The following is a 1,544-nucleotide window of genomic DNA, read 5'->3' on the forward strand; positions in this document are numbered from 1 at the left end:
AAAGAGCGTTTCGTCCCGCAAGGGAGGCTTCTTGGTGCTTCGGGCGGCAGATTGCTTCGGTCTGACTGAGGTAGTGGGTGTCTGTTGTGGCAGGTGGGGCGGGTGACGGATCTCTAGGGTCCGTTTCGGTCCTGCTGCTCCTGTCTGATCCCAACACGCCCCCGGTCACACCTGTTTGCGCCCTGTGACGGGACGGCGGGCCTCGGTACTACAGAAACATGCCTCGCCGACAGCGCCCGTATCCAAGTGACCTGTCTGATGCCCGCTGGGAACTGCTGGAACCGGCACTGACGGCCTGGCGGGCCGAGCGGAGAGGGAAGGGCCTGGACATCGGCCGGCCGCCCGAGCACGACCTGCGTCGGATCATGGACGCCATCCTCTACGTCGACCGCACCGGCATCCCGTGGAGGTACCTGCCGCACGACTTCGCCCCATGGGAAACCGTCTACGGATACTTCGCCGCATGGCAGAAGGGCGGAATCTTCGACCACCTCAACGGCCTCCTCCGCCGACTCGTGAGAGAAGCCGAGGGCCGGGATGCCGAGCCGACCGCCTGCATCCTTGACGCCCAGAGCATCAAGACCTCCGCGAACGTGCCCGCGTCAGGCCAGGGCATCGACGCGGGCAAGAAGATCGCAGGCCGCAAACGCCACATCGGCGTCGACACACTCGGCCTCCTTCTGACCGTGCTGGTCACCGCCGCCAGCGTCTCCGACAACGTCGGCGGCATCCACGTGCTCTCGAACATCGCCGCAGACCACCCCCGCGTCACCAAAGCCTGGGCCGACAGCGGCTACCGCACCAAGGTCATCGAGCACGGCGCCCGCCTCGGCATCGACGTCGAAGTCACCCGCCGAGACACTGCACAGAAGGGATTCAAGGTGATTCCGCGGCGCTGGGTCGTCGAGCGGACCTTCGGTTGGCTCATGCACCACCGCCGCCTCGCCCGCGACTACGAGACCCACCCGCACCGCTCCGAAGCCATGATCCGACTCGCGCTGATCGACCTGATGAGCCGCAGACTCACCCGAGAATCGACTCCGAACTGGAAGTATTCATAGCCGCCGGGCCACGCTGACCCGCGCGTCCTCGCCCCTCATCGCCTGCGGCCAGCGGTCATCAATGACACCCGCCGCTTCCCGGCACGCCCCACAGGCGTTCTCCCGTTCCGGCAGCCACCAGTGGTCAGACGGTGACATGCCGAGTTCCTGGATCCCGCACAGCGTCTTGTCGAAGATGCCAAAAGCGTGGGAGGCGCCGACGGCAAGGCCATCCGCGACAGCACTCTCCCAGCGCATCTCCATCGGCAGATACGGCGGTCGCAAGATCTCGAACCACTCGCCGCCCACCTGGGTGGTGGCATAACACCACGAACAGGACCAGATCTCTTCTTCCCAGGCCGTCGGCGGCAACGGCCAACGCCACATCGCCAGTCCGCACACATCACACTCCACAGGCGGATCCTCACACGTCGGCACGGTCCGCCCCAAGCAAATGGCATCGCGCCAGTTACCAAACACCCCCGCCAGGACAAAACGCTCTTT

General features: G+C 65.5%; 2 protein-coding genes. One reads left to right on the forward strand and one right to left on the reverse strand.

Annotation, left to right across the window (positions count from 1 at the left end):
* Nucleotides 1–218: 218 nt before the first annotated feature.
* Nucleotides 219–1,061: an IS5 family transposase gene (locus ACFVXE_RS39060; protein WP_389678554.1), complete on the forward strand. Its 843-nt coding sequence runs from the start codon at nucleotides 219–221 to the stop codon at nucleotides 1,059–1,061.
* Here ACFVXE_RS39060 and ACFVXE_RS39065 read toward each other — a convergent pair.
* Nucleotides 1,056–1,544: hypothetical protein (locus ACFVXE_RS39065; protein ID WP_389678556.1), on the reverse strand; the 489-nt coding region annotated here is incomplete at its 5' end. The two genes, ACFVXE_RS39060 and ACFVXE_RS39065, sit on opposite strands and share 6 nt — an antisense overlap.

Source organism: Streptomyces sp. NPDC058231 (assembly GCF_042882275.1).
In the GTDB taxonomy this organism is placed as follows: Bacteria; Actinomycetota; Actinomycetes; order Streptomycetales; family Streptomycetaceae; genus Streptomyces.

Excerpts from the sequence above, each read along its gene's own strand:
- ACFVXE_RS39060 (WP_389678554.1), top strand. The coding sequence starts at position 219 with ATGCCTCGCCGACAGCGCCCGTATCCAAGTGACCTGTCTGATGCCCGC.